We start from the raw sequence: 22,785 nt of genomic DNA, 5'->3' as shown, positions 1-22,785 counted from the left end.
CCCGCCTTGAACCTTGAAGAACTGTCGGCCTTCGCCGGCCGCAACCCCATGCTCGCGCTGGCGCTCGCCGGCATCACCCTGGCGATCCTCTACACCGAGTTCGCGCGCCTGTTCCGCGGCTTCAAGGGCCTGCGTCCGGCGGAGCTGACCGCGCTCATGAACCGCGAGAACGCGCTGGTCGTCGATCTGCAGCCGGCCGGCGACTTCGAGAAGGGACACATCCCGGGCTCGAAGAACGTGCAGATGAGCCAGTTCGATCCCGAGAACAAGCTGCTCGCCGGCGCCAAGGTGCTGCCGGTGGTGACCGTCTGCAAGACCGGCGTGACCGCGGCGCAGGCTGCCAAGCGACTGCGCAAAGCCGGTTTCGAACGGGTCTATGTGCTGGACGGCGGCATCGCCGCCTGGCAACAGGCCGACCTGCCGCTGGCCAAGGGCCGCGGCAAGTAGCGCGCCGGTCGCGTGCGATAATCCCCACTTTCCCGAATCCGCTGGAGTTTCCCCAGATGTCCGACCAAGCCCAGAACGGCGCCGCCGGCGCAATTGCCGAACAGCCCGCCGGCCCGCAGTTCACCGTCGAGAAGATCTACGTCAAGGACGTGTCCTTCGAGGCGCCCAAGACCCCGCAGGCGTTTGGCGAACAGGGCCAGCCGCAGCTGCAGATGAACCTCAACCAGCGCGTCACCCGTCTTGCCGACTCCGCCTTCGAGGTCGTGCTGGGCATCAACCTGACCTGCAACATGGGCGAGGACAAGACCCTCTACGTGGTCGAGGTGCAGCAGGCCGGCATGTTCAACCTGGTGGACTTCGACGACCAGGCGCTCGACGTCATGCTCGGCACGCACTGCCCGGCGATCCTTTACCCGTATGCGCGCCAGGTCATCGGCGACCTGATCCAGGCGGGCGGCTTCACCCCGTTCCTGCTGCAGCCGATCAATTTCGAGTCCCTGTATGCCGAAGGCGTGCGCCAGCGTGCCGCGCAGCAGGCCGCAGGCGACCTGGCCAACACCGAGACCGGCGGCACTGCCTGAGTGGTGATGGAGCCCTCGGTCACGCCGGCGGCCAAGCCGGCGGTCGCGGTGCTGGGCGCCGGCTCCTGGGGCACGGCGCTGGCGGCGCTGATCGCGCGTCACGACCATCCCACGGTCCTCTGGGGGCGTGATGCCACGGTGGTCGGCGCGATCGATGCCGACCACCAGAACCCGCGCTACCTGCAGGGCATCGCCCTGCCGGAGTCGCTGCGCGCCACCACCGATCTGGCCGCGGCCCTGGCCACGGCCGACCTGGTGCTGGTCGTGGTGCCTTCGCATGCCTTTGCCGGGACCCTGCGCGCGCTCGCGCCGCTGCGCCCCGCGCATGCCGGCGTGGCCTGGGCCACCAAGGGCTTCGAACCCGGTTCCGGGCGCTTCCTGCATGAGGTCGCCGCTGAAGTCATCGGCCCCGGCGTACCGCTGGCGGTGGTGACCGGTCCGTCGTTCGCCATGGAGGTCGCGTCGGGGCTTCCGACCGCGCTCACCGTGCATGGCGACGATCCCGCCTTCGCACAGGCGGTCGCCGACGTGCTGCACGGCCCGGCGTTCCGCGCCTACACCGGCGACGACATGCGTGGCGCCGAGCTGGGCGGCGCGATGAAGAACGTGCTGGCGGTGGCCACCGGCGTGGCGGACGGCATGAACCTGGGCCTCAACGCCCGCGCCGGGCTGATCACCCGCGGCCTCAACGAGATGCTGCGCCTCAACATCGCCATCGGCGGCAAGCCGGAAACCCTCATGGGCCTGGCCGGCCTCGGCGACCTGGTGCTGACCTGTACCGGCGACCTGTCGCGCAACCGCCGCCTGGGCCTGGCGCTGGGCCGCGGCCAGACCCTGGAAGATGCGGTGCGCGAGATCGGCCAAGTGGTGGAGTCGGTGCAGACGGCCGACGAGGTCATGCGCCAGGCGGATGCCCACGGCGTCGAGCTGCCGATCGCCAGCAACGTGCGCGACGTGCTGCACGGCGACATCACCCCGGCCGAAGGCCTGGCGCGTCTGCTGGCACGCGAGCAGAAAGCCGAGTACCCGGCGAAGCTCTTCGCCTGAGCGCCTGAGCGCCTGAGCGCCTGAGCGCTGTGGTGGCCGTGAGGCCTTCGCGGCTCATGTCCCCCGGCATCCGCCTGGCGGCGGATGCCTCCTCCTTGACTTCCCCGCGAAGGCCTCACGGCCACTTCGCGGCTCTGCGCTGGCTGCCATTCCCGCGACCGTGCGCGAGATCGCGGGCTGTGGCCTTGCTCCTCGAACCACCGCGTGGTGCGGCGTACCGGGTGCCAATGCCCTTGGGGGCGAAGTCAAGGAGGAGGCGATGGCCGCCAGGCCATCGCCGGGGGACATGAGCCCCCGAGGGCATTGGTACCCGGCACCCAGAACGCAAAAAAAACCCCGACCTTGCGGCCGGGGTCTATGTCGCACAGAGGGGAGAGAGTCCCTGTGCGATTTCCCATGGAACGGTGTTACCAGGTGAAGCGCGGGCCGACGAACCATTCGGTGTCGCCGTCGGCGAACTTGACGTCGCCGTTAATGCCCCAGTTGGTGTTGAGCTTCAGGTTGGCGCCCAGGCGGCCGTAGAAATCGCCGTCGATGCCGCCGTCGTAGTCTTCGTAGCCGGCCAGCGCGTAGCCGTCAAAGTTCGTGGCCAGCAAGCCGCGCACGCCGACTTCGGTGCTCCAGCCGTCGAACTCCAGGTCGGTGCCGAGCACGCGGCCGGCGTCGAGCTTCTGGTACGCGACGCGGGCCAGCAGGTCGGCGCGCGGCGAGATCTCGAGGTTGTAGCCCAGGCCGACCTTCAGCTGGTCGATGTCGATGCTGGTGTTGTCGATCTCCTGGCTGCTGTAGCCGCCGAAGACGTGGAAATTGGGGTGGAACGAGAACGAGCCGTTGACACCGACGCCGTCGGCATCGACGTCGCCATTGGTGGCCTGGTAGCCGGCCTCGAGGTAGTTGTAGGAGACGCCTTCGGCAGCGGTAGCGGCGAACGGCAGCGACGCCGCCAGGGTCATGGCGATCAGGGAGCGCTTCATCGGGGAAAACCTCGTGCGTGCTTGTTGTTATTAGGTCCGGCCATGGGCAGCAGGGGAGGGAGAGAACCGATCGGGGAAATCGGAACCGCCCATGGCCGGAGCACGTATTCTCGTCATCACGCGGTAACACCAGCTGAATAGTGAACTGGACAGTGCAGGAACTTTCGTGCACTGCCCGGGTCGGGGATCACCCCGCGCCGTCGAACCCCATTTGCCGCCAGGCTTCGTACGCCACCACCGCCACCGCGTTGGACAGGTTGAGGCTGCGGTTGTCCGGACGCATGGGAAGGCGCAGCCGCTGGTGCGCGGGGATCCTGGCCATCACCGCATCCGGCAGGCCGCTGCTCTCGCGGCCGAACAGGAACGCGTCGCCACTGGCGTAGCGCGGCTGGTCGTAGCGGGCCTGGCCGTGGCTGCTGAGCGCGAACAGGCGCGTCGGCTGGATCTCGGCCAGCGCCGCATCGAGCGTGTCGTGAACCGCGAGCCGCGCGTACTCGTGGTAGTCGAGGCCCGCGCGCCTGAGTTGGCGGTCGTCGAGGTCGAAGCCCAGCGGCCGCACCAGGTGCAGGCGCGCGCCGGTGTTCGCGCACAGGCGGATCACGTTGCCCGTGTTGGGCGGGATTTCCGGCTGGAACAGGATGATGTCGATCATCGCGACTGGGCACGCGGCGTGTGGCGCCGCAGGATAGCCGCCGCCGCCGGGCGCATGGCTACCAGGCCATCGTTTCGCCGCGCCAGTCGAGGAAGCTGCCGCTGGCCGCCGGCGAAAGTCCTGCGATGACATCGAGCAGGCCACTCGCCGCCGCGTCCACCGGCTCGGTCGCCTGTGCGCCGCCCATGTCGGTCTGCACCCAGCCGGGATGGAACGCGGCGACCACGATGCCGCGCTCCGCCAGCGCCTGCGCCAGCAGCCGCGTCGCCATGTTCTGCGCGGCCTTGCCGATCGCGTAGCCCGGCGTGCCGAAACGCGCGGTCCCGGCGATCGAACCGAGCTGCGACGACAGGTTGGCGACGCGTGCGCCGTCGGCCAGCAGCGGCGCGAGCGCTTCGGTCACCAGCAGCGGGCCCAGCGCGTTGATGCGCAGGCTGTCCTCGAGCTGCGCCTGGTCGAGGTGCCCGAAGCGCTCGCCGGAGTGCAGCACGCCGGCGTTGTTGATCAGCAGGTCGATGCGGCCATCGTCGCCGAGCACCAGTGGCAGCTCATGCGCCAGCCGCGCGCGGGACCTGCCGTCCGCCACGTCGAGCGGCAGCACGTGCAGGTGACCGGGGTGCGCGCCGGCCAGCGCATTGAGCGTGCCCGCCTTGCCGGGCTGCCTGCAGGTGGCGACCACCCGGTCGCCGCGTGCCAGCAACTGGCGGGTCAGTTCCAAGCCGAGGCCACGGTTGGCGCCGGTGATCAGCGCGTGCAGGGGAGGAGTGTCCATGCCGCGAGCATGCACCAGCCGGCGTCGGCGTGCCGTGGCCGACCGGGACCAATGGCCCGGGGGCGGCGATGGCGGGGGGCGCTACCATCGCCGGTCGGACCGTACACAGGATCACCACACCATGCAGATGCCCACGCGCATGCCGCGCCGCGCCACTTTCCTTGCCTTCGCCATGGCTGCTGCCCTCGGCACGCTCGCCCCGGCCGGCTACGCGAAGGTGCCGCAGGCGGCCACGGCCGCGGTGGTCGACATCCCGTATGAAACCTTCACCCTGCCCAACGGCCTGCGCGTGGTGGTGCACACCGACCGCAAGGCGCCGATCGTCGCGGTCAACATCTGGTATCACGTCGGCAGCAAGGACGAGCCGAGGGGGCGCAGCGGCTTCGCGCACCTGTTCGAGCACCTGATGTTCCAGTCGTCGGAGAACCACGGCGGCGAGTTCTTCGAGCCGTTCAAGCGCATCGGCGTGACCGACCAGAACGGCACGACCAACACCGACCGCACCAACTATTTCCAGAACGTGCCCACCACCGCGCTCGACACCGCGCTGTGGATGGAGTCCGACCGCATGGGGCATTTCCTCGGCGCCGTCGACCAGGCCGCGCTCGACGAGCAGCGTGGCGTGGTGCAGAACGAGAAGCGCCAGGGCGAGAACCAGCCCTACGGCCAGGCCTGGGAGAAGCTCAACAAGGCGCTGTATCCGGCCGGCCACCCGTACCACCACAGCGTGATCGGCTCGATGAACGACCTCGACGCCGCCTCGCTGGAAGACGTCAAGACCTGGTTCCGCGCCTGGTACGGCCCGAACAACGCCGTGCTGGTGCTGGCCGGCGACATCGACGTGGCCACCGCGAAGGCCAAGGTCGCGAAGTACTTCGGCCACATCCCCGCCGGTCCCTCCATGTCGCAGCCCAAGGTGGACGTGGCGCAGCGCGCCGAATCCACGCGCGAGACGATGCGCGACAAGGTCCCGCAGCCGCGCGTCTACCGCCTGTGGAACGTGGCCGAAGTGGCCAACGCCGACCTCGACCGCCTGCAGCTGCTCGGCCAGGTGCTCGGCGGCAGCAAGTCGTCGCGCCTGGACAAGCGCCTGGTGCACGAAGAGAAGCTGGTCGACAGCATCAGCGCCGGCGCGTACGGCAAGCAGCTGGGCTCCAATTTCATCATCATGGCGCAGGTCAAGAAGGGCGTTGATCCGGCGAAGGTCGAGGCGGTCATCGACGAAGAGCTCGAACGCCTGCTGGCCGAGGGCCCGACCGCCGACGAACTCGGGCGCGCGCGCACGGTGTTCCGCGCCGGCTTCATCCGCGGCATCGAGCGCATCGGCGGCTTCGGCGGCAAGGCCGACGCGCTGGCCGAATGCGCCGTGTACACCGGCGATCCGGGCTGCTTCCGCGAATCGCTGGCGATCATCGATGCGACCTCGGCCGCCGAGCTGCAGGCGGTTGGCCGCACGTGGCTGGGCAAGGGTGACCACACCCTGGTGATCCTGGAAGGCGAGCGCACGCCGCTGGCCGAGGAGCCGGCCGGCACGCCGGCGCCGTGGCAGCTGCCGGCGGTTGATGCCGCCTTGTCCACCACGCCCGCGACCGTTGATCGCAGCCAGGGCGTGCCGATGCCTGATGCGTTCCCGGACCTGGTGTTTCCCGCACTCGAACGTGCGCGCCTGTCCAACGGCACGACGGTGATCCTCGCGCGTCGCGCCGGCCTGCCGGTGGTGCAGATGGACTACCAGTTCGCCGGTGGCTACAGCGCCGACGCCGACGGCGCCGCGGGTACGTCCAGCTTCACCATGGGCATGCTCGACGAAGGCGCGGGCGACCTGGGCGCGCTGGCGTTCGCCGACCGTGCCGAGTCGCTCGGCGCGCAGATGGGTGCTGGCGCCGGGCTCGACAGCGCCAGCGCCTGGTTCTCGGGACTCACCGAAAACCTCGACGCATCGCTGGCGCTGTATGCCGACATGCTGCGCCGCCCGCAGTTCAGCGCGGCCGAGATCGAGCGCGTGCGCGCCACCTGGATCGCCAACATCGGCCAGGAAAAGGCCCGCCCGCAGACCGCGGCGATGCGCGTGCTGCCGCCGCTGCTGTACGGCGAAGGCCATGCCTACGCGATGCCATTCACCGGCTCCGGCACCGAAGCGTCGATCGCCGCACTCGACCGCGATGACCTGGTCGCGTTCCACCAGGCCTGGGTGCGCCCCGAGGGCGCGACGCTGGTGGTCGTCGGCGACACCACGCTCAAGCAGGTGGTGCCGATGCTCGAGAAGCACTTCGGCGACTGGCGTGGCACCGGCACCGCGCCCGCGGCGCAGGCCGTGCCGGCCACGGTTGCACGCCCGGCCAAGGCGCGCGTGTTCCTGGTCGACCAGCCGGGCGCGGTGCAGGCCAACATCTATGCCGGCCAGCTGGTGCCGTCGACGACCGATGCCGGCGCGGTGCGCTTCGACATCGCCAACGGCGTGATCGGCGGCGACTTCACCGCGCGCCTGAACATGAACCTGCGCGAAGACAAGCACTGGTCGTATGGCGCGCGCAGCGGTGCGTCGGGTGCGCTCGGCCAGCGGCCGTGGCTGGCGTCGGCGCCGGTGCAGATCGACAAGACCGCGGAGGCGATGGCCGAGATGCGCCGCGAGATCGCGGCGTTCGCCAGCGGCGAAACGCCGCCCACCGCGGCCGAGGTCGAACGCATCCGCGCCATCAACACGCTCAGCCTGCCGGGTGCCTACGAAACCGCGGCGTCGGTGGCGTCGACCATCGGCGGCATCGTGCTGTACGGCCGTCCCGATGACTACGTGGTGCGTCGCAAGGCCGAGATCGAAGCGATGACGCCGGCGCAGGTCGCCGAAGCGGCGAAGACCCTCGACGCCGACACCCTGACCTGGGTGGTAGTGGGCGACCTGTCGAAGATCGAGGCGCCGGTGCGCGCGCTCGGCTTCGGCGATGTCACCGTGATCGACGGCGACGGCAAGGCCGTCGCCGACCGTTAAGCCATCAGCGATACGCGGTGCCGTGCCATCGGCGAAGATGGCCGGCACCGCCATCCACGGAGCCACATCCATGCGCAAGTCGTTCGTGTTCGTGCCGCTGTTCGTCCTCGCCATGGGCGGGTGCACCTGGGTGCACATGGCGCCAGGGGCGTCGGCGGTGCGCGTGGCGGCATCGGCCCCGAACGGCTGCGAGAAGCGCGGCGAGGTTGAAGTGGCGGTGAAACACAGCGTCGCGTTCATCGAACGCAACGAGCTGCGGGTGCGCGAAGAGCTTGAAACGCTGGCCCGCAACGAGGCGCCGGGCCTCGGCGCCGACACCATCCACCCGCTCGGCGGACCGCTGCGCGGCGCGCAGCGCTGGGCCGCCTGGCGCTGCGGGGGCTGAACGATAGCGGCCCTTGCATATGCGAGGGCCGTCACGCCGCGGCCCCGCAAGTGCGCGGGGGGCGCTAAGCCGGTAATCTAGACGGCCTTTTTTGCACATCCCATCGGCGGCCAGCCCATGTTGTTCCAGCACGTAGCCATTGCCGGTCTTGCGCACATCGACGCCCCCCGGCGGCTGTCCTCCGAAGAGATCAACGCGCGCCTGAAGCCGACGCTCGACCGCCTCGGCATCAAGACCGACGTGCTCGGCGATGTCGCCGGCATCCACGCCCGCCGACTGTGGGACGACAACGTGCTGGCCTCCGACGCCGCCACCCTCGCCGGCGTCAAGGCGCTGGCCGATGCCGGCATCGATCCCTCGCGCGTCGGCCTGCTGGTGAACACCTCGGTGAGCCGTGATTTCCTCGAGCCGTCCACGGCGTCGATCGTCAGCGGCAACCTGGGCATGTCCGATACCTGCCAGAACTTCGACCTGGCCAACGCCTGCCTGGCCTTCATCAACGGCATGGACGTCGCCAGCCGCATGATCGAGCGCGGCGAGATCGACTACGCGCTGATCGTCGACGGCGAAACCGCCAACCTCGCCTACGAACGCACCATCGAGCGCTTGCTGCGCCCGGATTCCACCGAGGCCGAGTTCCGCAACGAGATGGCCACGCTCACGCTTGGTTGTGGCGCCGCGGGCATGGTGCTGGCCCGTGCCGAGCTCGCGCCGGGCGCGCCGCGCTACCGCGGCGGCGTGACCCGCGCCGCCACCGAGTGGAACGGCCTGTGCCGCGGCAACCTCGACCGCATGGTCACCGACACCCGCACGCTGCTGATCGAAGGCATGAAGCTGGCGCAGAAGACCTTCATCGCCGCGCGCCAGGCGCTGGGCTGGGTGGTGGAGGAGATGGACGAGTTCGTCATCCACCAGGTCAGCAAGGCGCACACCGCGGCCTTCATCAAGGCCTTCGGCATCGACCCGAAGAAAGTCATGACCATCTTCGGCGAGCACGGCAACATCGGCCCGGCCTCGGTGCCGATCGTGCTCAGCAAGCTGCGGGAGGAAGGCCGCCTGAAGAAGGGCGACCGCGTGGCGCTGCTCGGCATCGGCTCGGGGCTGAACTGCTCGATGGCCGAGGTGGTCTGGTAATCGTGATCCCTGCACCTGTGCGGCACGTGGCGCGGCCTGTCCGCGCCGGCGCGACCGACAGCTGAGCGCACGCGCGTGGAATTCGGAATCGAGGTGCTGGCGCTGCTGGCGCTGGCGGCGTTCGTCGCCGGCATCATCGATGCGATGGCCGGCGGCGGTGGCCTGATCACCATTCCCGCGCTGATGGCGGCCGGCATCCCGCCGGTGCAGGCCATCGCCACCAACAAGCTGCAGTCGAGCTTCGGCACTGCCGGCGCCGTGCTGGCGTTCGCGCGCAAGGGGCGCATCGATTTCAGGCGCTTCCTGTGGCCGGCCGTGGCCGCGTTCGCGGGCTCGGTGGGCGGCGCGCTGGCGCTGCTGGCGCTGGATCCGTCCTTCCTCGCCGGGCTGGTGCCGGTGCTGCTGGTGGCGATGGCCGCCTACTTCGTGTTCGGCCCCAAGGCCAGCGAAGCCGACACGCGTGCGCGCCTGGGCCAGTCAGCGCTGGTGACGGTGATGTTCGCGTTCGGTTTCTACGACGGCTTCTTCGGCCCCGGCACCGGCTCGTTCATGGCAACCGCGCTGGTGGCGCTGTTCGGCATGGGGCTGGTGTCGGCGACGGCACACACCAAGTTCCTGAATCTCGCGAGCAATGTCGCCGCGCTGGCCACGCTGGTCATCGGCGGACAGGTGCTGTGGCTGGTGGGCCTGGTGATGGCGGTGGCGAGCATCGCCGGCGGGCAGGTGGGCGCGCACTTCGCGCTGCGCGTGGGCGGCCGCGCGATCCGCCCGCTGCTGGTGGTGATGTCGCTGGCGTTGACGGTGAAGCTGCTCTCGGACCCGGGCAATCCACTCACCGCGCTCTGGGCGGGCTAGGCGCGCCCCTGCGCTGGGCATCGCTTGGCCGATAATGGCCTCCCCAGTGAAGAGCAAGCGCAACGCGATGGCGGTTTCGACGATGGATTACCCCGACTATCCCTTCACCCCGAAGCGCTTCCAGGTGCGCCCGGGCATCGCCATGAGCTACCTCGACGAGGGCCCGTGCGACGGCGAAGTGGTGGTGATGGTCCACGGCAACCCGTCGTGGAGCTACTACTGGCGGCACCTGGTGTCGGGGCTGTCGGATCCGGCTACCGGCAAGGGTTATCGCTGCATCGTGCCCGACCACGTCGGCATGGGCCTGTCGGACAAGCCGGACGACGCGCCCAACGCGCTGCCGCGCTACGACTACACGCTGCAGTCGCGCGTCGACGACCTTGCCGCGCTGCTCGCGCACCTCGGCATCGACGGCCCGGTCACGCTGGCGGTGCACGACTGGGGCGGCATGATCGGCTTCGGCTGGGCGCTGTCGCACCAGCACCAGGTGAAGCGGCTGGTGATCACCAACACCGCGGCGTTCCCGATGCCCGGCACCAAGGCCATGCCGTGGCAGATCGCGCTGGGCCGCGACTACACCATCGGCGAGCTGGTGATCCGCGGCTTCAACGCGTTTTCCGGCGGCGCCTCATGGCTCGGCGTGGAGCGGAAGATGCCGGCCGACGTGCGCCGCGCGTACGTCGCGCCCTATGACAGCTGGAAGAACCGCATCTCCACGGTGCGCTTCATGCAGGACATCCCGCTGTCGCCGAAGGATCGCGCCTGGCCGCTGGTGGAGGCCGCGGGGCAGCGGCTGCACGAATACGCGGCGCTGCCGGCCTTCATCGGCTGGGGGCTGAAGGACTTCGTGTTCGACCGGCATTTCCTGCAGCGCTTCCAGGCGGAGCTGCCGGGCGCCGAAGTGATGGCGTTCGACGACGCCGGTCACTACGTCCTAGAAGACAAGCACGAAGTGCTGGTGCCCGCGGTGCGCGATTTCCTCGAGCGCAATCCGCTGTAGGCGCGGCTCAGGCGGCGATCGGCGGCGGCAGGGCGGGTGGCGGCGTGCCGCCATCATGGGGCGTGTCGTTGCCATCGGGGTTGCCGTCGCGGTCGTTGGCCGCGGCCTCGCGCCACGCCCAGTCTGCAAGCGTCAGCGCCGGCATGCCGTGGGCGATGCGCGCGTTGTCGCACTGGCGGCTCGCCGCGCCGAATTCCCACGATGCGGGCACGTCGCGACACGCCTGCGGGCGCACCGGGTGGATCGTGCAACGCGAATGGCGCCCGATGTCGGCATCCAGAGCGACGCAGCGCGGCTCGCCGCCGCCCACGGTGCCGCGCATGGCACGTTCATGGCTGCGCAACGGCATGGTCAGTTCCGGCGGCACCGTGCCACCCAGCGCGGGGTCGGCTTCGGACCAGTGGAAGCTGATGCGGTAGAAGGCACAGCAGGCGCCGCAGCTCAGGCAGGGATGGGGCACGTGGGTGTCGCCGGGGCCGGGCAGCGGATTCTTCGGCCAGCCGCGCCAGGGCGCAAGTGCCGGTGGCGGCGGGGGCCGCCTCAGCCCTGCGCCGCGTCCAGGCCCTGCTGCCAGAAGTCGGCTTCCAGCCGCGCCGCCTTGGCGAAGATGTCGACCAGCTCGCCGAAGCGGTTGTCGCTGGCGTAGCGGCGGCCGAGGTCGTCGAGCCAGGCGTGCGCCGCCACCCCGACCTGCTGGAAGGCCTCGCCGGCGTACTCGGCGATCCATGCGCGATAGGGGTGCGCGGCGTCGAGGGCGCCGATGCCGCCGGGCGCCAGGCGGCGGCCGATCTCCGCATAGCCGAGCGTGCACGGGATGAGCGCGACCTGCAGGTCGAGCAGGTCGCCGGACATGCCGATGTCGAGCACGAAGCGGGTATATGCGACGGTTGCGCGCTGCTCGGGCGCGGCTTCCACGTCGGCGGCCGACAGGCCCCAGCGTTCGCAGAGGCGCAGGTGCAGGTTCATTTCCACGTCGACGATCGCCGCCAGGCCGTCCTTGGCCGCGCGCATGTCGGCCATGGTGCGGCTCTTGTACGCCGCCAGCGCGTGCGCGCGCGCGAACTGGATCAGGAACAGGTAGTCCTGCACCAGGTAGTTGCGGAACGCGGCCTCGGGAAGCGTGCCATCGCCGAGGCCGCGCACGAAGGCGTGGTCCACGTAGGCGTTCCAGTCGGTGGCAGCGGCGGTCTTGAGGCGTTCGAACAGCGACATGTCGAGGGTGCTCCAGCGGCGGGGGCCGCGACGAAGGACGCGCGATTGTCGGCCATCGGCGCGGGCGGGGTCCATGCGACGGCGTGGACGCGCTGCGGCGCCGGGCGATAATCGCCGCATGAGCGAACCCTGCAACATCGCCGCGGCGCTGCCGCGGCTTGCGGCCGAAGCACCCGACCGCATCGCCATGCGTTGCCCCGGCAGCGACGGTCGCTACGCGACCGCAGTGACGTATGCGCAGCTGGACGCGCGCAGCGACGCGATCGCCGCCGGTCTCGCCGCGCGCGGCATCGGCCGCGGCACGCGCACGGTGGTCATGGTGCGGCCCACGCCGGAGTTCTTCCTGCTGATGTATGCGCTGTTCAAGGCCGGCGCGGTCCCAGTGCTGGTGGATCCGGGCATCGACCGGCGCGCGCTGAAGCAGTGCCTGGACGAAGCGGGTGCCGATGCGTTCGTCGGCATTCCGCTGGCGATGTTCGCGCGCGTGCTGCTCGGCTGGTCGCGCGGGGCGCGGGTGCGCATCACCACCGGGGCGCGGCCGTGGTTCGCCGATGCCACGCTGGCCGCGGTCGAGCGCGCCGGCGCCGGTGCCGGACCGCAACTGGCCGCGACTGCGCCGGACGATGTCGCCGCGATCCTGTTCACCAGCGGCTCGACCGGCGTGCCGAAGGGCGTGGTGTACCGCCACCGCCACTTCGCGGCGCAGGTCGCCATGCTGCGTGATGCCTTCGGCCTGGCGCCCGGCGGGGTGGACCTGCCGACCTTCCCGCCGTTCGCGCTGTTCGATCCCGCCCTCGGCCTGACCTCGGTCATCCCGGACATGGACCCCACGCGCCCGGCCAGCGCCGACCCGCGCAAGCTGCACGCGGCGATCGCGCGCTTCGGCGTGACCCAGCTGTTCGGCTCGCCGGCGCTGATGCGCGTGCTGGCCGAGCACGGCGCGCCGTTGCCCACGGTCACCCGGGTGACCTCGGCGGGCGCGCCGGTGCCGGCGGATGTCGTGGCGAAGATGTGCGCGCTGCTGCCGCCCGACGCGCAGTTCTGGACGCCGTACGGTGCAACGGAATGCCTGCCGGTCGCGGTGATCGAAGGCCGCGAGCTGATGACGCTGCGCGAACGCACCGAAACCGGCGCCGGCACCTGCGTCGGCCGCCCGGTGCCGCCGAACGAGGTGCGCATCATCCGCGTCACCGATGACGCCATCGCCCGATGGTCGGATGACCTGCTGGTGAAGCCGGGCCAGGTCGGCGAGATCACCGTCGCCGGGCCGACCACCACCGACACCTATTTCAAGCGCGATGCACAGACGCGGCTGGCCAAGATCCATGAGGACGGCGCCACGGGCGAGCGCATCGTCCATCGCATGGGCGACCTCGGCTACTTCGACTCGGACGGCCGTCTCTGGTTCTGCGGCCGCAAGTCGCAGCGCGTGGTCACGGCCGCGACGACGCTGTGCACCGAGCAGGTCGAGCCGGTGTTCGACACCCATCCCGACGTGCGGCGCACGGCGCTGGTCGGCCTTGGTGCGCGCGGCGCGCAGCGGCCCCTGCTGTGCGTGGAATTGCACAAGGGCGTGGCGCGTGGCGAACACGCGCGGATCGCCGCCGAGCTGCGCCATCTCGGCGAAGGCTTCGTGCACACGGCGCGCGTCGACAGCGTGCTGTTCCACTCCGCATTTCCGGTCGACATCCGCCACAATGCGAAAATCGGCCGCGAGAAGCTGGCCGCGTGGGCCGCGCGCGAACTGCGCCGCGGCGGGGTCTTCGAACCGGTGAAGCAGGAGGTTTGAGCGTGAGGGTGCTGGTCACGGGCGGTGGCGGATTCCTTGGCCAAGCGCTGTGCCGCGGCCTGGTGGCGGCGGGGCACGAGGTCACGAGTTTCAACCGCGGGCACTACCCCGCGCTCGACGCCATGGGCGTGCGCCAGCTGCGCGGCGACCTGGCCGATCGCGACGCCGTGATCGATGCCTGCGCGGGCATGGACGCGGTGCTGCACAACGCCGCCAAGGCAGGCGCATGGGGCAGCTACGACAGCTACCACCGCGCCAACGTCATGGGCACCGGCAACGTGCTGGCCGGCTGCCGCGAGCACGGCGTCACCCGGCTGGTGTACACGTCGTCGCCCAGCGTGACCCATCGCGCAACGCATCCGGTCGAAGGCGGCACCGCCGACACCGTGCCCTACGGCGAGGACCTCAAGGCCCCGTACGCCGCCACCAAGCTGATCGCCGAAAGGATCGTGCTGGCGGCCAACGACGACGAACTCGCCACCATCGCATTGCGTCCGCGGCTGATCTGGGGCCCGGGTGACAACCAGCTGCTGCCGCGCCTGGCCGAACGCGCGCGCGCCGGTCGCCTGCGCTTCGTCGGCGACGGCCTGAACCGCATCGACACCACCTACATCGACAACGCCGCGCAGGCGCACTTCGATGCGCTGGCCGTGCTGGCACCGGGCGCCGCCTGCGCCGGGCGCGCGTACTTCATCAGCAACGGCGAGCCGATGGCGGTGCGCGACATCGTCAACGGCCTGCTGGCGGCGGTGGGCGCGCCGCAGGTGCGCAAGACGATCCCGTTCCGCGCGGCCTACGCCATCGGCGCCACCTGCGAAGCGCTGTGGCCACTGCTGCGGCTGCGCGGTGAGCCGCCGCTGACGCGCTTCCTGGCCGAGCAGCTCAGCACCACGCACTGGTACGACATGGCACCGGCGACGCGCGATTTCGGCTACGTGCCGCGGGTCTCGATCGCCGAAGGCCTGCGCCGGCTTGCCGAAAGCGCGGGCGGCTCCGTCACCCGCTGACGACCCGGGCTTGCCCACCATTGGTCCCGCGCCGGCCGAATGCCGGAAAGGAGACCGCCATGCTCAGCTACGCCCTGATCTTCATCGTCATCGCCATCATCGCCGCCGTGCTCGGTTTCAGCGGTATCGCCGGTGCCGCCACCAACATCGCCTGGATCCTGTTCGTGGTGTTCCTGGTGCTGGCCGCCGTGTCGTTCTTCCGCGGCCGGAAGGTCTGACCGGCGGGGCCGGTCGGCGCGTGGTGCCGCGGCTTGCCGCCACCGCGCGCCGCCGGCCCGCACCCTTGCCGCGGCGTCGCGCCGTTGCCGCGCGTGCTGCCGCGGTCGCCGATGGCAGGTCGCTACAATGCCGCCATGGCCGAAACCCCGTTCCCGTTCCCCGCCTGGAAGCCGCTCGCCGGCCGTGCCCTCGAAGCCGCGCTGAACCGCGCGCTGGCGCTTGACGACGACACCCGTCGCGACCTGGCGCGACTCGCCGGGCGCAACGTCGCCCTGCACCTGGCGGCACCGCCGCTGGCGCTCGCGATACGCGTCGACGGTGACGCGCTGCGGGTGGGGCCGGTGGAGGCCGACGCACCGGCCGACCTCTCGATCCGCAGCACCCTCGGTGGGCTGCTGGCACAGCTGCCCGCGCTGCTCGGCCGTGGCCGCGACGACCACGCCACGCCCAGCGGCCGCCTGCGCATCGAGGGCGATGCCGAGCTGGCACGCGCGCTGCAGCGCATGGCCACGCGCTTCGATCCGGACTGGCAGCGGCCGTTTGTCGCGGCGTTCGGCGAGGTCATGGGCGTGCAGGTCGCCAATGCCGTGGCCGCGGCGCTGAAGGGCGCGCGCAGTGCCGGCGCCAACCTCGCCGGCAGCGCCGCCGAGTACGTGGTCGAGGAATCGCGCGACGTCATCGGCCGCGACGAGCTCGACGCCTTCCACGACGACGTCGACGCGATCCGCGACGATGTCGAGCGCCTGGCCGCGCGCGTCGCGCGCCTCGGGCGCGGCAGCGGGGTGCGTGCATGAAGACGGCGCTCCGCGCGCTCGGCATCGGCCGCGTGCTGCTGCGCTATCGCCTCGATGAAATGCTGGACGGCACGCCGGCCGAACGCTGGCTGCGGCTGATGCGGCCGTTCGTGCCGAGTGCCTCGCGCGAGATCGCGGCGCTGCCGCGCGGCGCGCGCCTGCGCCTGGTGCTCGAGGAGCTGGGGCCGATCTTCGTCAAGTTCGGGCAGATTCTTTCCACGCGACGCGACCTGATCCCGCCCGACGTCGCCGACCAGCTGGCGCTGCTGCAGGACCAGGTGGCGCCGTTCGACGGCGTCGTCGCGCGCGCCATCGTCGAACGCGCGCTGGGCCGCAGCATCGACGAGGCCTACGCCAGCTTCGACACCCGCCCGCTGGCTTCCGCGTCGATCGCCCAGGTGCATGCGGCAACCCTGCACGCGGTCGACGGCGCCGCGCCGCGCGAGGTGGTGGTGAAGGTGCTGCGCCCCGACATCGAGGCGCGGATCGCGGGCGACGTCGCGCTGCTCAAGCGCATCGCCGCGCTGGTCGACCGCTCGCATCCGCGCGCCGACAAGATCCGCCCGCGCGAGATCGTGGCCGAGGTCGAGTCCACGCTCGCGGCCGAGCTCGACCTGCAGCGCGAAGGCGCCAACGCGTCGGTGCTGCGTCGCAACTGGCTCGGTTCGCCCGATCTCTACGTGCCCGAGCCGGTGTGGAGCCACAGCGCCGAGCGCGCGCTGACGCTCGAGCGTGTGCGCGGCATCCCGAGCGACGACATCGCCGCGATCGACGCGGCCGGCATCGACCGCAAGGCGCTCGCCGCCAAGGGCGTGCGCGTGTTCTACACGCAGGTGTTCCGCGACAACTTCTTCCACGCCGATGCACATGCCGGCAACATCTGGGTCGACATCGACCCGGCGCGCATCGCCAATCCGCGCTTCATCGCGCTGGATTTCGGGATCATGGGACAGCTCTCCAGCGAGGACCAGTATTACCTCGCCGAGAACTTCATGGCGATCTTCAACCGCGACTACCGGCGCATCGCCGAGCTGCACGTGCAGGCCGGGTGGATGCCGTCGCACCTGCGCATCGACGAGCTGGAGGCCGCGGTGCGCGGCGTGTGCGAGCCGTACTTCACCCGGCCGCTGTCGGAGATCTCGCTGGGCGAGGTGCTGCTGAAGCTGTTCCGCACCGCGCAGCGCTTCGAGCTCACCCTGCAGCCGCAGCTGATCCTGCTGCAGAAGACCCTGCTCAACATCGAAGGGGTCGGCCGCCAGCTCGACCCGAAGATCGATATCTGGGCGGTGGCGCGGCCGGTACTGGAGCGCATCCTTGCCGAGCGCTACAGCCCGCAGCGGCTGGCCCGCGAGTTCCGCAAGCGCCTGCCGGAGATGGTCACCCACGCGCCCGACATGCCGCGCCTGCTGCACGCCTGGCTGCAGCAGCAGGTCGAAGGCCGCCACCAGCTGTCGATGCGCTCCGAGGACATCGGCCAGCTGGTGCAGGTGATGGCCGCGATGCAGCGGCGCACGGTGTCGGCGATCGTCGGCGCAGGCCTGCTGCTCGTCGCCAGCGTGCTGTATGCGCTTGAAGCCGGTGGCCCCGCGCTGATGTCGGTGCCCGTGGCAGCGTGGGTGGCGGGCGTGGCCGGCCTGTGGGGATTGTTCGCGGCCTGGCCGCGGCGCTGATCCCCGCCGCGGCCGGGCAGCCCTTGGGTCAGCGGCCCTGGAAGCGGTATTCGGCGCCGAGCCAGAGCGTGTCGATGTCGTAGGCGTCGCCAACGTCGCGGAGCCGTTCCCATTCCAGGCGCAGCGTCCAGGGCGCGTCGAAATGGAAGCGGGCGCCGACGCCGTAGGTCTCCGTCGAATCGTTCCTCGAATACGTGGCCGAGCCGAGCATGTTGGACGAGCCGACGTCGTAGCCCGCGCGCGCATAGCCCAGTCGGGCGAACAGTTCGAACTGTCGTCCGAGCGGGAGGAGTCCCAGCATCGCCACGTCCCAGCGATCATTGGCCAGCGAGTAGTGGGTGACCGCACTTTCGGGCGCGCAGAGCTCGATGCAACTGCCGAAGGACCACGCGATCTCACCGAGGTCGGCATAGCTGGCCTCGACGGCGAGGTAACGGTTGAACCGGTAACCGCCGCGCAGCGAATAGGCGGTGTCGTCGCGGTCGTAGCCCTCGACGTCGGCATTGCCCACGCTGGCTCCGACGTAAGCGCCGCCAGTGCCTGCATCCTGGGCATGGGCGCCCGGGGCAAGTGCGAGAAGAAGGAGAACAGCAGGTGCGAACATCCTGAACGAACTGCAGTGCATGGCGACCTCCATGTGATGATGGCCTGATGAAGACGCCCGTCCATTTCCCCGCGGCGCCCGCTGACACGGCTGCGCCGGTCCCCGTTGCAGGGCGTCTCGCGGCACTCTATCAAGAGCCGGGCTTCGCGGTGATAGACAAGCCCGCCGGGCTGATGGTCCACGACAGCAAGCTCGCGCGCGGCGAGACCGACTTTGCCGCCGACCGCCTGCGCGAACAGTTCGGCCGCCCGATCCACCTGGTGCACCGCCTCGACCGCGCCACCAGCGGCTGCCTGCTGTTGGCGTTCGACCGCGAGACCGCGTCGCTGCTCGGCAAGTCGCTGATGGCCGGTGGCCTCGACAAGGGCTATCTCGCGGTGTGCCGCGGCTGGCCGGCCGAGGCCTTGTTCGAAGTCGACCACGCGCTCGATGGCGGTCCCGGCAAGCCGCAGAAGAAGCCGGCGGTGACGCGCTTCGAGCGCCTGGCAACGGCGGAGCTGGCGCTGCCGTCGGCCGGCTTCGAGACCTCGCGCTACGCGCTGCTGCGCGCCTGGCCGCAGACCGGGCGCTTCCGCCAGATCCGCCGCCACCTCAAGCACCTGTCGCACCATCTGATCGGCGACACCAGCCACGGCGACGGCCGCCACAACCGCAGCTTCCGCATGCTCGGCATCCACCGCATGCTGCTGCACGCGGAACGGTTGTCGTTTCCGCACCCGCACGATCCCGCGAGGCGCGTCGACGTGGTGGCGCCACCGGACGCGGAGTTCATGCGCGCACTGGCCCTGTTCGAACCACCGTACGCGTAGGCCACGGCAGTGGCGCGCCGTACAATCCGCGCCGACACGCCATGACCACGACGCCTGCCATCGCCATCCCCGAAGACGAGATCGTCGAACGCTTCGTGCGCGCGTCGGGCCCCGGTGGGCAGAACGTCAACAAGGTGTCGACTGCGGTCGAGCTGCGCTTCGACATCGCCAACTCGCCCACCCTTCCCGAGCCTGTGCGCGAGCGCTTGCTCGCGCGTCGCGACCGCCGCGTGACCCTCGACGGCGTGCTGGTGATCAGCGCGCAGCGCTTCCGCACCCAGGAGCGCAACCGCGAGGATGCGCGCGAGCGCTTGGCGGCGTTCATCGCGGCCGGCACGCACGTCCCCAAGCCGCGCGTCGCCACGCGTCCGAGCCGCGCCGCCAAGGCCCGGCGGATGGATGACAAGCGTGAGCGGAGTACGATCAAGCGGGGCCGCACCGGGCGCGGCTGGGACTGACGGGGGCGAGCGCGGGATGCCTGCAGGGGTGAACGACATCGTGCCGGCGCTGCCGCCGAATGCGCCGCGGGTCCGGCACAACCGCTTCACCCGCTGGTTCGGACGCACGGTGCTGCGGCTCGGCGGCTGGCGCATGGTCGGCGAGTTCCCCGACGTACCGCGGCTGGTGCTGATCGCCGCACCGCATTCGTCGAACTGGGACGGCGTGTGGGGTTTTGCCGCCAAGCTCGCGATGGGCCTCGACATCCGCATCATCGGCAAGCGCGAGCTGTTCTGGTGGCCGCTGGGGTCGCTTCTGCGCGCGCTCGGCGTGACCGCGGTCGATCGCAACGTGTCGTCCGGCGTGGTGGAGCAGGTCGTCGCGCTGATCCGCGGCAGCGAGCGCTTCTGGTTCGGGCTGGCGCCGGAGGGCACGCGCAAGCCGGTGGAACACTGGAAGCGCGGCTTCCTGAAGATCGCCCGCGCCGCCGACGTGCCGGTGCTGCCGGCGTACTTCCACTACCCGGACCGGGTCATCGGCATCGGCCCGCTGTTCCACGTCGGCGATGACGAAGACGCCGACATGCGCCGCATCCGCGAGTGGTACCGGCCGTGGCAGGGACGCAACCGCGGCACGCAGTGACCCCCGGCGCCTGCCGACCCTCACTCAGCGTTCGGAATGCCCGCCCTCGTCGTGCCCGCGGCGCACGAACAGGTCCGGCTGGATCAGGTCCATGAACGCACGCGCCTGCGGCGACAGCAGCTTGCCTTTGCGCACCACCACGCCGTAGCTGCGCGCCGGAAACCAGGCGTCGAGCGGGCGGATCGCGAGCCGCTGGTGGTCGTCCGCGTCCAGGCAGATCGAGCTGACGATGGAGATGCCCATGCCCATCGCCACGTACTGCTTGATCACCTCCCAGCCGCCGACCTCCAGCGACACCGTGTACGGCACGCGTGCCTGGTGGAACACGAGGTCGACCAGCCGCCAGGTGATCTGGCGCTGCGGCGGCAGGATCAGTCCGTATTTCGAGATGTCGGCCAGCGACAGCCGCGGAATGGACGCCAGCGGGTGGTCGCGCGGGGTGATCAGCATCGGGGTGAACGAGTACACCGGCACGTAGCCGAGGTCCGCGGGCACGTCGAGCATCGAGCCGACGACCAGTTCCACCGTGTCGGCGCGCAGCAGGTCGGTGCCGTCGGCGCTGATCGTGTTGTGCAGGCGCAGGCGCACTTCCGGGTGCTGGCGGCGGAACGCTTCGACGATCCGCGGCAGCAGGTAGAGGATGGTCGAGCTGTTGGCGGCGATCTCGAGCTCGCCGGCATCCATGCCCGCCAGCTGGCGGCGGAACGCGCCGGGCAGGGCATCGAGGCCTTCGACCAGAGGGCGGGCGAGTTCGTACAGCGCCTCGCCCTCGCGGGTGGGCAGCAGCCGGCGGCCACTGCGCTCGAACAGGCGCACGCCAAGTTCCCGCTCCAGGGCCTGCAGCTGCTGGGTCACGGCGGGCTGGCTGACATACAGCGCCTCCGCTGCGCGTGAGACCGAGCCCAGGCGGATGACCTGGCAGAAGGCGCGCAGCGGCTTGAGGCGGTCGCCCTTGTAGCTGAAGCGGCGCAGTGGCGCGGTGTCGGGCACCAGGTCGTCCTTGTCTATAACGCAAAGTTATAGATCGCATTGCTATTCCTGCTTTGTCAAATACTTCCTGCCGGGCAATGGTTCACGCCCCCGCTTCGCAGGAGTCGCCATGTCCGCAGTCCTCCACCCCGTCGTGCCGGCGCCGGCTGTCGTCAGCGCCAGCGTGGCCGCCGCGCCCGATGTCGTGGGCGATGACGCGCTGGCCTTCCTCGCCGACCTGCACCGCCGCTTCGAGCCTGAGCGCCAGGCGCGACTGGCTGCGCGCCGCGTGCGCCAGGCGGAGTTCGACGGCGGTGCACTGCCCGACTTCCGCGCCGATACCCGCGCCATCCGCGCCGGCGACTGGCGCGTGGCGCCCCTGCCGGCGGCGCTGCTGGACCGGCGCGTGGAGATCACCGGGCCGGTCGACGCGAAGATGGTGATCAACGCGCTGAACTCCGGCGCCAGCTGCTACATGGCGGACTTCGAGGACTCCACCTCGCCGACCTGGGACAACCTGGTGGGCGGCCAGCGCGCGCTGCGCGCGGCGGTGGCGGGCGACCTCGAATTCACGAGCGACGCCGGCAAGGCGTACCGGCTCAAACCGGAGGCGGAGCGCGCGGTGCTGATGGTGCGCCCGCGCGGCTGGCACTTCGACGAGAAGCACGTGGCCGTCGACGGTGCCCGGATCAGCGCCAGCCTGTTCGATGCCGGGCTGTTCTGCTTCCACAACGCCGCCGCGCTCGCCGCCGCGGACCGCGGCCCCTACCTGTACCTGCCCAAGCTGGAGTCGATGGAGGAGGCGCGGCTGTGGGACGACGTGCTGGCGCATGTCGAAGGCGTGCTGGGCCTGGCGCAGGGGCAGGTCAAGGTGACGGTGCTGATCGAGACGCTGCCGGCGGTGTTCGAGATGGACGAGATCCTGCATGCCCTGCGCGGGCGCATCGCCGGCCTCAACTGCGGGCGCTGGGACTACATTTTTTCCTACATCAAGACCTTCCGCCGCCACCGCGACCGGGTGCTGCCGGAACGCGGCCAGGTGACCATGGCCGCGCCGTTCCTGAAGGCCTACTCCGAGCTGCTGATCCGTACCTGCCACCGCCGCGGCGCGCATGCGATGGGCGGCATGGCGGCGCAGGTGCCGGTGGCCGGCGACCCGGTTGCCAACGAGGCGGCGATGGAGCGCGTGCGCGCCGACAAGCTGCGTGAGGCGTCGGCCGGCCATGACGGCACCTGGGTGGCGCATCCGGCGCTGGTGCCGATCGCGCGCGGCATCTTCGACGCGGCGATGCCCGGTGCCAACCAGCACCACGTGCTGCGCGAGGATGCCGGCGCCGACCGCGACGCGCTGCTCGCCGCACCCACCGGCACCATCACCCGCAAGGGCTTCGAGGGCAACGTCGAAGTGTGCGTGCGTTATCTCGCCGCATGGCTCGACGGCAACGGCTGCGTACCGATCCACTGGCTGATGGAAGACGCCGCCACCGCCGAGATCGCGCGCGCGCAGCTGTGGCAGTGGCTGCACCACGGCGACGGTGGCGACGTCCACGGCGTGCGCCCGCTGCTGCACCTGCACGACGGCGATGCCATCGACTTCGCGCTGCTGGAATGCGCGCTGCTCAACCTGCCATCGCGCCTGGCCGCGGAGCCCATGCCCGGTGCCGGCCGCGTGCACGAGGCCATCGCGTTGCTCGAGGAACTCACGCGCGACGACGAGCTCGCCGCGTTCCTGACCCTGCCCGCCTACGAACGTCTTTCCTGATCTCCCGACCCCCGTTTGAGCCCCCCCACGATCGCCA

24 protein-coding genes are annotated in these 22,785 nt (G+C 70.6%); 17 read left to right on the top strand and 7 right to left on the bottom strand.

Annotation, left to right across the window (positions count from 1 at the left end):
- Positions 1 to 6 precede the first annotated feature (6 nt).
- The 3 genes from JHB91_RS09180 to JHB91_RS09170 are packed head-to-tail and all read left to right on the top strand — an operon-like array spanning position 7 to position 2,075.
- Complete coding sequence (locus JHB91_RS09180) at positions 7 to 447, top strand: rhodanese-like domain-containing protein (RefSeq protein WP_199472490.1); 441 nt, start codon at positions 7 to 9, stop codon at positions 445 to 447.
- A gap of 56 nt (positions 448 to 503) precedes the next feature.
- The gene (secB, locus tag JHB91_RS09175; protein WP_199374608.1) at positions 504 to 1,028 is read left to right on the top strand and encodes a protein-export chaperone SecB; all 525 of its coding nucleotides are present in this window, start codon (positions 504 to 506) and stop codon (positions 1,026 to 1,028) included.
- A 6-nt stretch (positions 1,029 to 1,034) separates the two neighbouring features.
- The gene (locus tag JHB91_RS09170; RefSeq protein ID WP_199472489.1) at positions 1,035 to 2,075 is read left to right on the top strand and encodes an NAD(P)H-dependent glycerol-3-phosphate dehydrogenase; all 1,041 of its coding nucleotides are present in this window, start codon (positions 1,035 to 1,037) and stop codon (positions 2,073 to 2,075) included.
- Positions 2,076 to 2,482: 407 nt separating this feature from the next.
- On the opposite strand, the gene JHB91_RS09165 is transcribed toward JHB91_RS09170, so the two are convergent.
- From JHB91_RS09165 to JHB91_RS09155, 3 genes are all read right to left on the bottom strand, one after another.
- On the bottom strand, positions 2,483 to 3,049 hold the full coding sequence (locus tag JHB91_RS09165; protein ID WP_199374612.1) for a diffusible signal factor-reguated Ax21 faimly protein: 567 nt from the start codon (positions 3,047 to 3,049) through the stop codon (positions 2,483 to 2,485).
- 187 nt (positions 3,050 to 3,236) lie between these two features.
- Entirely contained in the window at positions 3,237 to 3,701 is a 465-nt protein-coding gene (locus tag JHB91_RS09160) for a tRNA (cytidine(34)-2'-O)-methyltransferase (protein ID WP_199472488.1), read from the bottom strand.
- Between the two features lie 58 nt (positions 3,702 to 3,759).
- A complete protein-coding gene (locus JHB91_RS09155; protein WP_199374615.1) occupies positions 3,760 to 4,473 on the bottom strand; it encodes an SDR family oxidoreductase in 714 nt (237 codons plus the stop codon).
- 121 nt (positions 4,474 to 4,594) lie between these two features.
- Between JHB91_RS09155 and JHB91_RS09150 the strand changes: the two genes are divergently transcribed.
- From JHB91_RS09150 to JHB91_RS09130, 5 genes are all read left to right on the top strand, one after another.
- On the top strand, positions 4,595 to 7,459 hold the full coding sequence (locus tag JHB91_RS09150) for a pitrilysin family protein (protein ID WP_199472487.1): 2,865 nt from the start codon (positions 4,595 to 4,597) through the stop codon (positions 7,457 to 7,459).
- A 70-nt stretch (positions 7,460 to 7,529) separates the two neighbouring features.
- Positions 7,530 to 7,844: a DUF4156 domain-containing protein gene (locus JHB91_RS09145; protein WP_199472486.1), complete on the top strand. Its 315-nt coding sequence runs from the start codon at positions 7,530 to 7,532 to the stop codon at positions 7,842 to 7,844.
- 117 nt (positions 7,845 to 7,961) lie between these two features.
- A complete protein-coding gene (locus tag JHB91_RS09140) occupies positions 7,962 to 8,978 on the top strand; it encodes a 3-oxoacyl-ACP synthase III (RefSeq protein WP_199374621.1) in 1,017 nt (338 codons plus the stop codon).
- 75 nt (positions 8,979 to 9,053) lie between these two features.
- Positions 9,054 to 9,833, top strand: coding sequence for a TSUP family transporter (locus tag JHB91_RS09135; protein WP_199472485.1), 780 nt, complete (start codon positions 9,054 to 9,056; stop codon positions 9,831 to 9,833).
- A gap of 82 nt (positions 9,834 to 9,915) precedes the next feature.
- The gene (locus JHB91_RS09130; RefSeq protein WP_199472714.1) at positions 9,916 to 10,833 is read left to right on the top strand and encodes an alpha/beta fold hydrolase; all 918 of its coding nucleotides are present in this window, start codon (positions 9,916 to 9,918) and stop codon (positions 10,831 to 10,833) included.
- 7 nt (positions 10,834 to 10,840) lie between these two features.
- Here the strand turns inward: JHB91_RS09130 and JHB91_RS09125 are convergent, their stop codons facing one another.
- Both JHB91_RS09125 and tenA read right to left on the bottom strand, forming a co-directional pair.
- Complete coding sequence (locus tag JHB91_RS09125) at positions 10,841 to 11,293, bottom strand: YkgJ family cysteine cluster protein (RefSeq protein WP_199374625.1); 453 nt, start codon at positions 11,291 to 11,293, stop codon at positions 10,841 to 10,843.
- Between the two features lie 80 nt (positions 11,294 to 11,373).
- Positions 11,374 to 12,045 (bottom strand): thiaminase II, encoded by a 672-nt coding sequence (tenA, locus tag JHB91_RS09120; RefSeq protein WP_199472484.1) that lies wholly within the window; start codon positions 12,043 to 12,045, stop codon positions 11,374 to 11,376.
- Positions 12,046 to 12,163: 118 nt separating this feature from the next.
- Here tenA and oleC point away from each other — a divergent pair, with 118 nt between their 5' ends.
- The 5 genes from oleC (at position 12,164) to ubiB (ending at position 17,524) form a co-directional block, all read left to right on the top strand.
- A complete protein-coding gene (oleC, locus tag JHB91_RS09115; protein WP_199472483.1) occupies positions 12,164 to 13,834 on the top strand; it encodes an olefin beta-lactone synthetase in 1,671 nt (556 codons plus the stop codon).
- A 2-nt stretch (positions 13,835 to 13,836) separates the two neighbouring features.
- Positions 13,837 to 14,841 carry a 2-alkyl-3-oxoalkanoate reductase gene (oleD, locus tag JHB91_RS09110; protein WP_199472482.1) on the top strand — a complete coding sequence of 335 codons (1,005 nt, stop codon included), beginning with the start codon at positions 13,837 to 13,839 and terminating at the stop codon, positions 14,839 to 14,841.
- Between the two features lie 59 nt (positions 14,842 to 14,900).
- The gene (locus tag JHB91_RS09105; protein ID WP_182823388.1) at positions 14,901 to 15,059 is read left to right on the top strand and encodes a DUF1328 domain-containing protein; all 159 of its coding nucleotides are present in this window, start codon (positions 14,901 to 14,903) and stop codon (positions 15,057 to 15,059) included.
- Between the two features lie 135 nt (positions 15,060 to 15,194).
- On the top strand, positions 15,195 to 15,854 hold the full coding sequence (locus tag JHB91_RS09100; RefSeq protein WP_199374633.1) for an SCP2 sterol-binding domain-containing protein: 660 nt from the start codon (positions 15,195 to 15,197) through the stop codon (positions 15,852 to 15,854).
- The gene (ubiB, locus tag JHB91_RS09095; RefSeq protein ID WP_199472481.1) at positions 15,851 to 17,524 is read left to right on the top strand and encodes a ubiquinone biosynthesis regulatory protein kinase UbiB; all 1,674 of its coding nucleotides are present in this window, start codon (positions 15,851 to 15,853) and stop codon (positions 17,522 to 17,524) included. Before JHB91_RS09100 ends, ubiB begins: the two co-directional genes overlap by 4 nt.
- A gap of 28 nt (positions 17,525 to 17,552) precedes the next feature.
- Here ubiB and JHB91_RS09090 read toward each other — a convergent pair whose 3' ends face one another.
- The gene (locus JHB91_RS09090; RefSeq protein WP_233398675.1) at positions 17,553 to 18,128 is read right to left on the bottom strand and encodes an outer membrane beta-barrel protein; all 576 of its coding nucleotides are present in this window, start codon (positions 18,126 to 18,128) and stop codon (positions 17,553 to 17,555) included.
- A 47-nt stretch (positions 18,129 to 18,175) separates the two neighbouring features.
- On the opposite strand from JHB91_RS09090, the gene JHB91_RS09085 reads away from it, so the two are divergent.
- From JHB91_RS09085 to JHB91_RS09075, 3 genes are read left to right on the top strand one after another with little or no spacing between them, the layout of a single operon-like run.
- The gene (locus tag JHB91_RS09085; RefSeq protein ID WP_199472479.1) at positions 18,176 to 18,937 is read left to right on the top strand and encodes a pseudouridine synthase; all 762 of its coding nucleotides are present in this window, start codon (positions 18,176 to 18,178) and stop codon (positions 18,935 to 18,937) included.
- A gap of 41 nt (positions 18,938 to 18,978) precedes the next feature.
- Entirely contained in the window at positions 18,979 to 19,395 is a 417-nt protein-coding gene (gene arfB / locus JHB91_RS09080; protein WP_199472478.1) for an alternative ribosome rescue aminoacyl-tRNA hydrolase ArfB, read from the top strand.
- Between the two features lie 28 nt (positions 19,396 to 19,423).
- A complete protein-coding gene (locus JHB91_RS09075; RefSeq protein ID WP_343225089.1) occupies positions 19,424 to 20,017 on the top strand; it encodes a lysophospholipid acyltransferase family protein in 594 nt (197 codons plus the stop codon).
- Between the two features lie 24 nt (positions 20,018 to 20,041).
- Here JHB91_RS09075 and JHB91_RS09070 read toward each other — a convergent pair whose 3' ends face one another.
- Positions 20,042 to 21,007: a LysR family transcriptional regulator gene (locus tag JHB91_RS09070; protein WP_234446973.1), complete on the bottom strand. Its 966-nt coding sequence runs from the start codon at positions 21,005 to 21,007 to the stop codon at positions 20,042 to 20,044.
- Between the two features lie 109 nt (positions 21,008 to 21,116).
- Here JHB91_RS09070 and aceB point away from each other — a divergent pair, with 109 nt between their 5' ends.
- Positions 21,117 to 22,748 carry a malate synthase A gene (gene aceB, locus JHB91_RS09065; protein WP_199472476.1) on the top strand — a complete coding sequence of 544 codons (1,632 nt, stop codon included), beginning with the start codon at positions 21,117 to 21,119 and terminating at the stop codon, positions 22,746 to 22,748.
- Positions 22,749 to 22,785: the final 37 nt, after the last annotated feature.

The sequence above is a fragment of the Luteimonas sp. MC1828 genome, from assembly GCF_016461615.1.
GTDB lineage: Bacteria > Pseudomonadota > Gammaproteobacteria > Xanthomonadales > Xanthomonadaceae > Luteimonas.
Note: the sequence above shows the minus strand (reverse complement) of the source record. Positions and strands in the feature narration are given on the sequence as shown.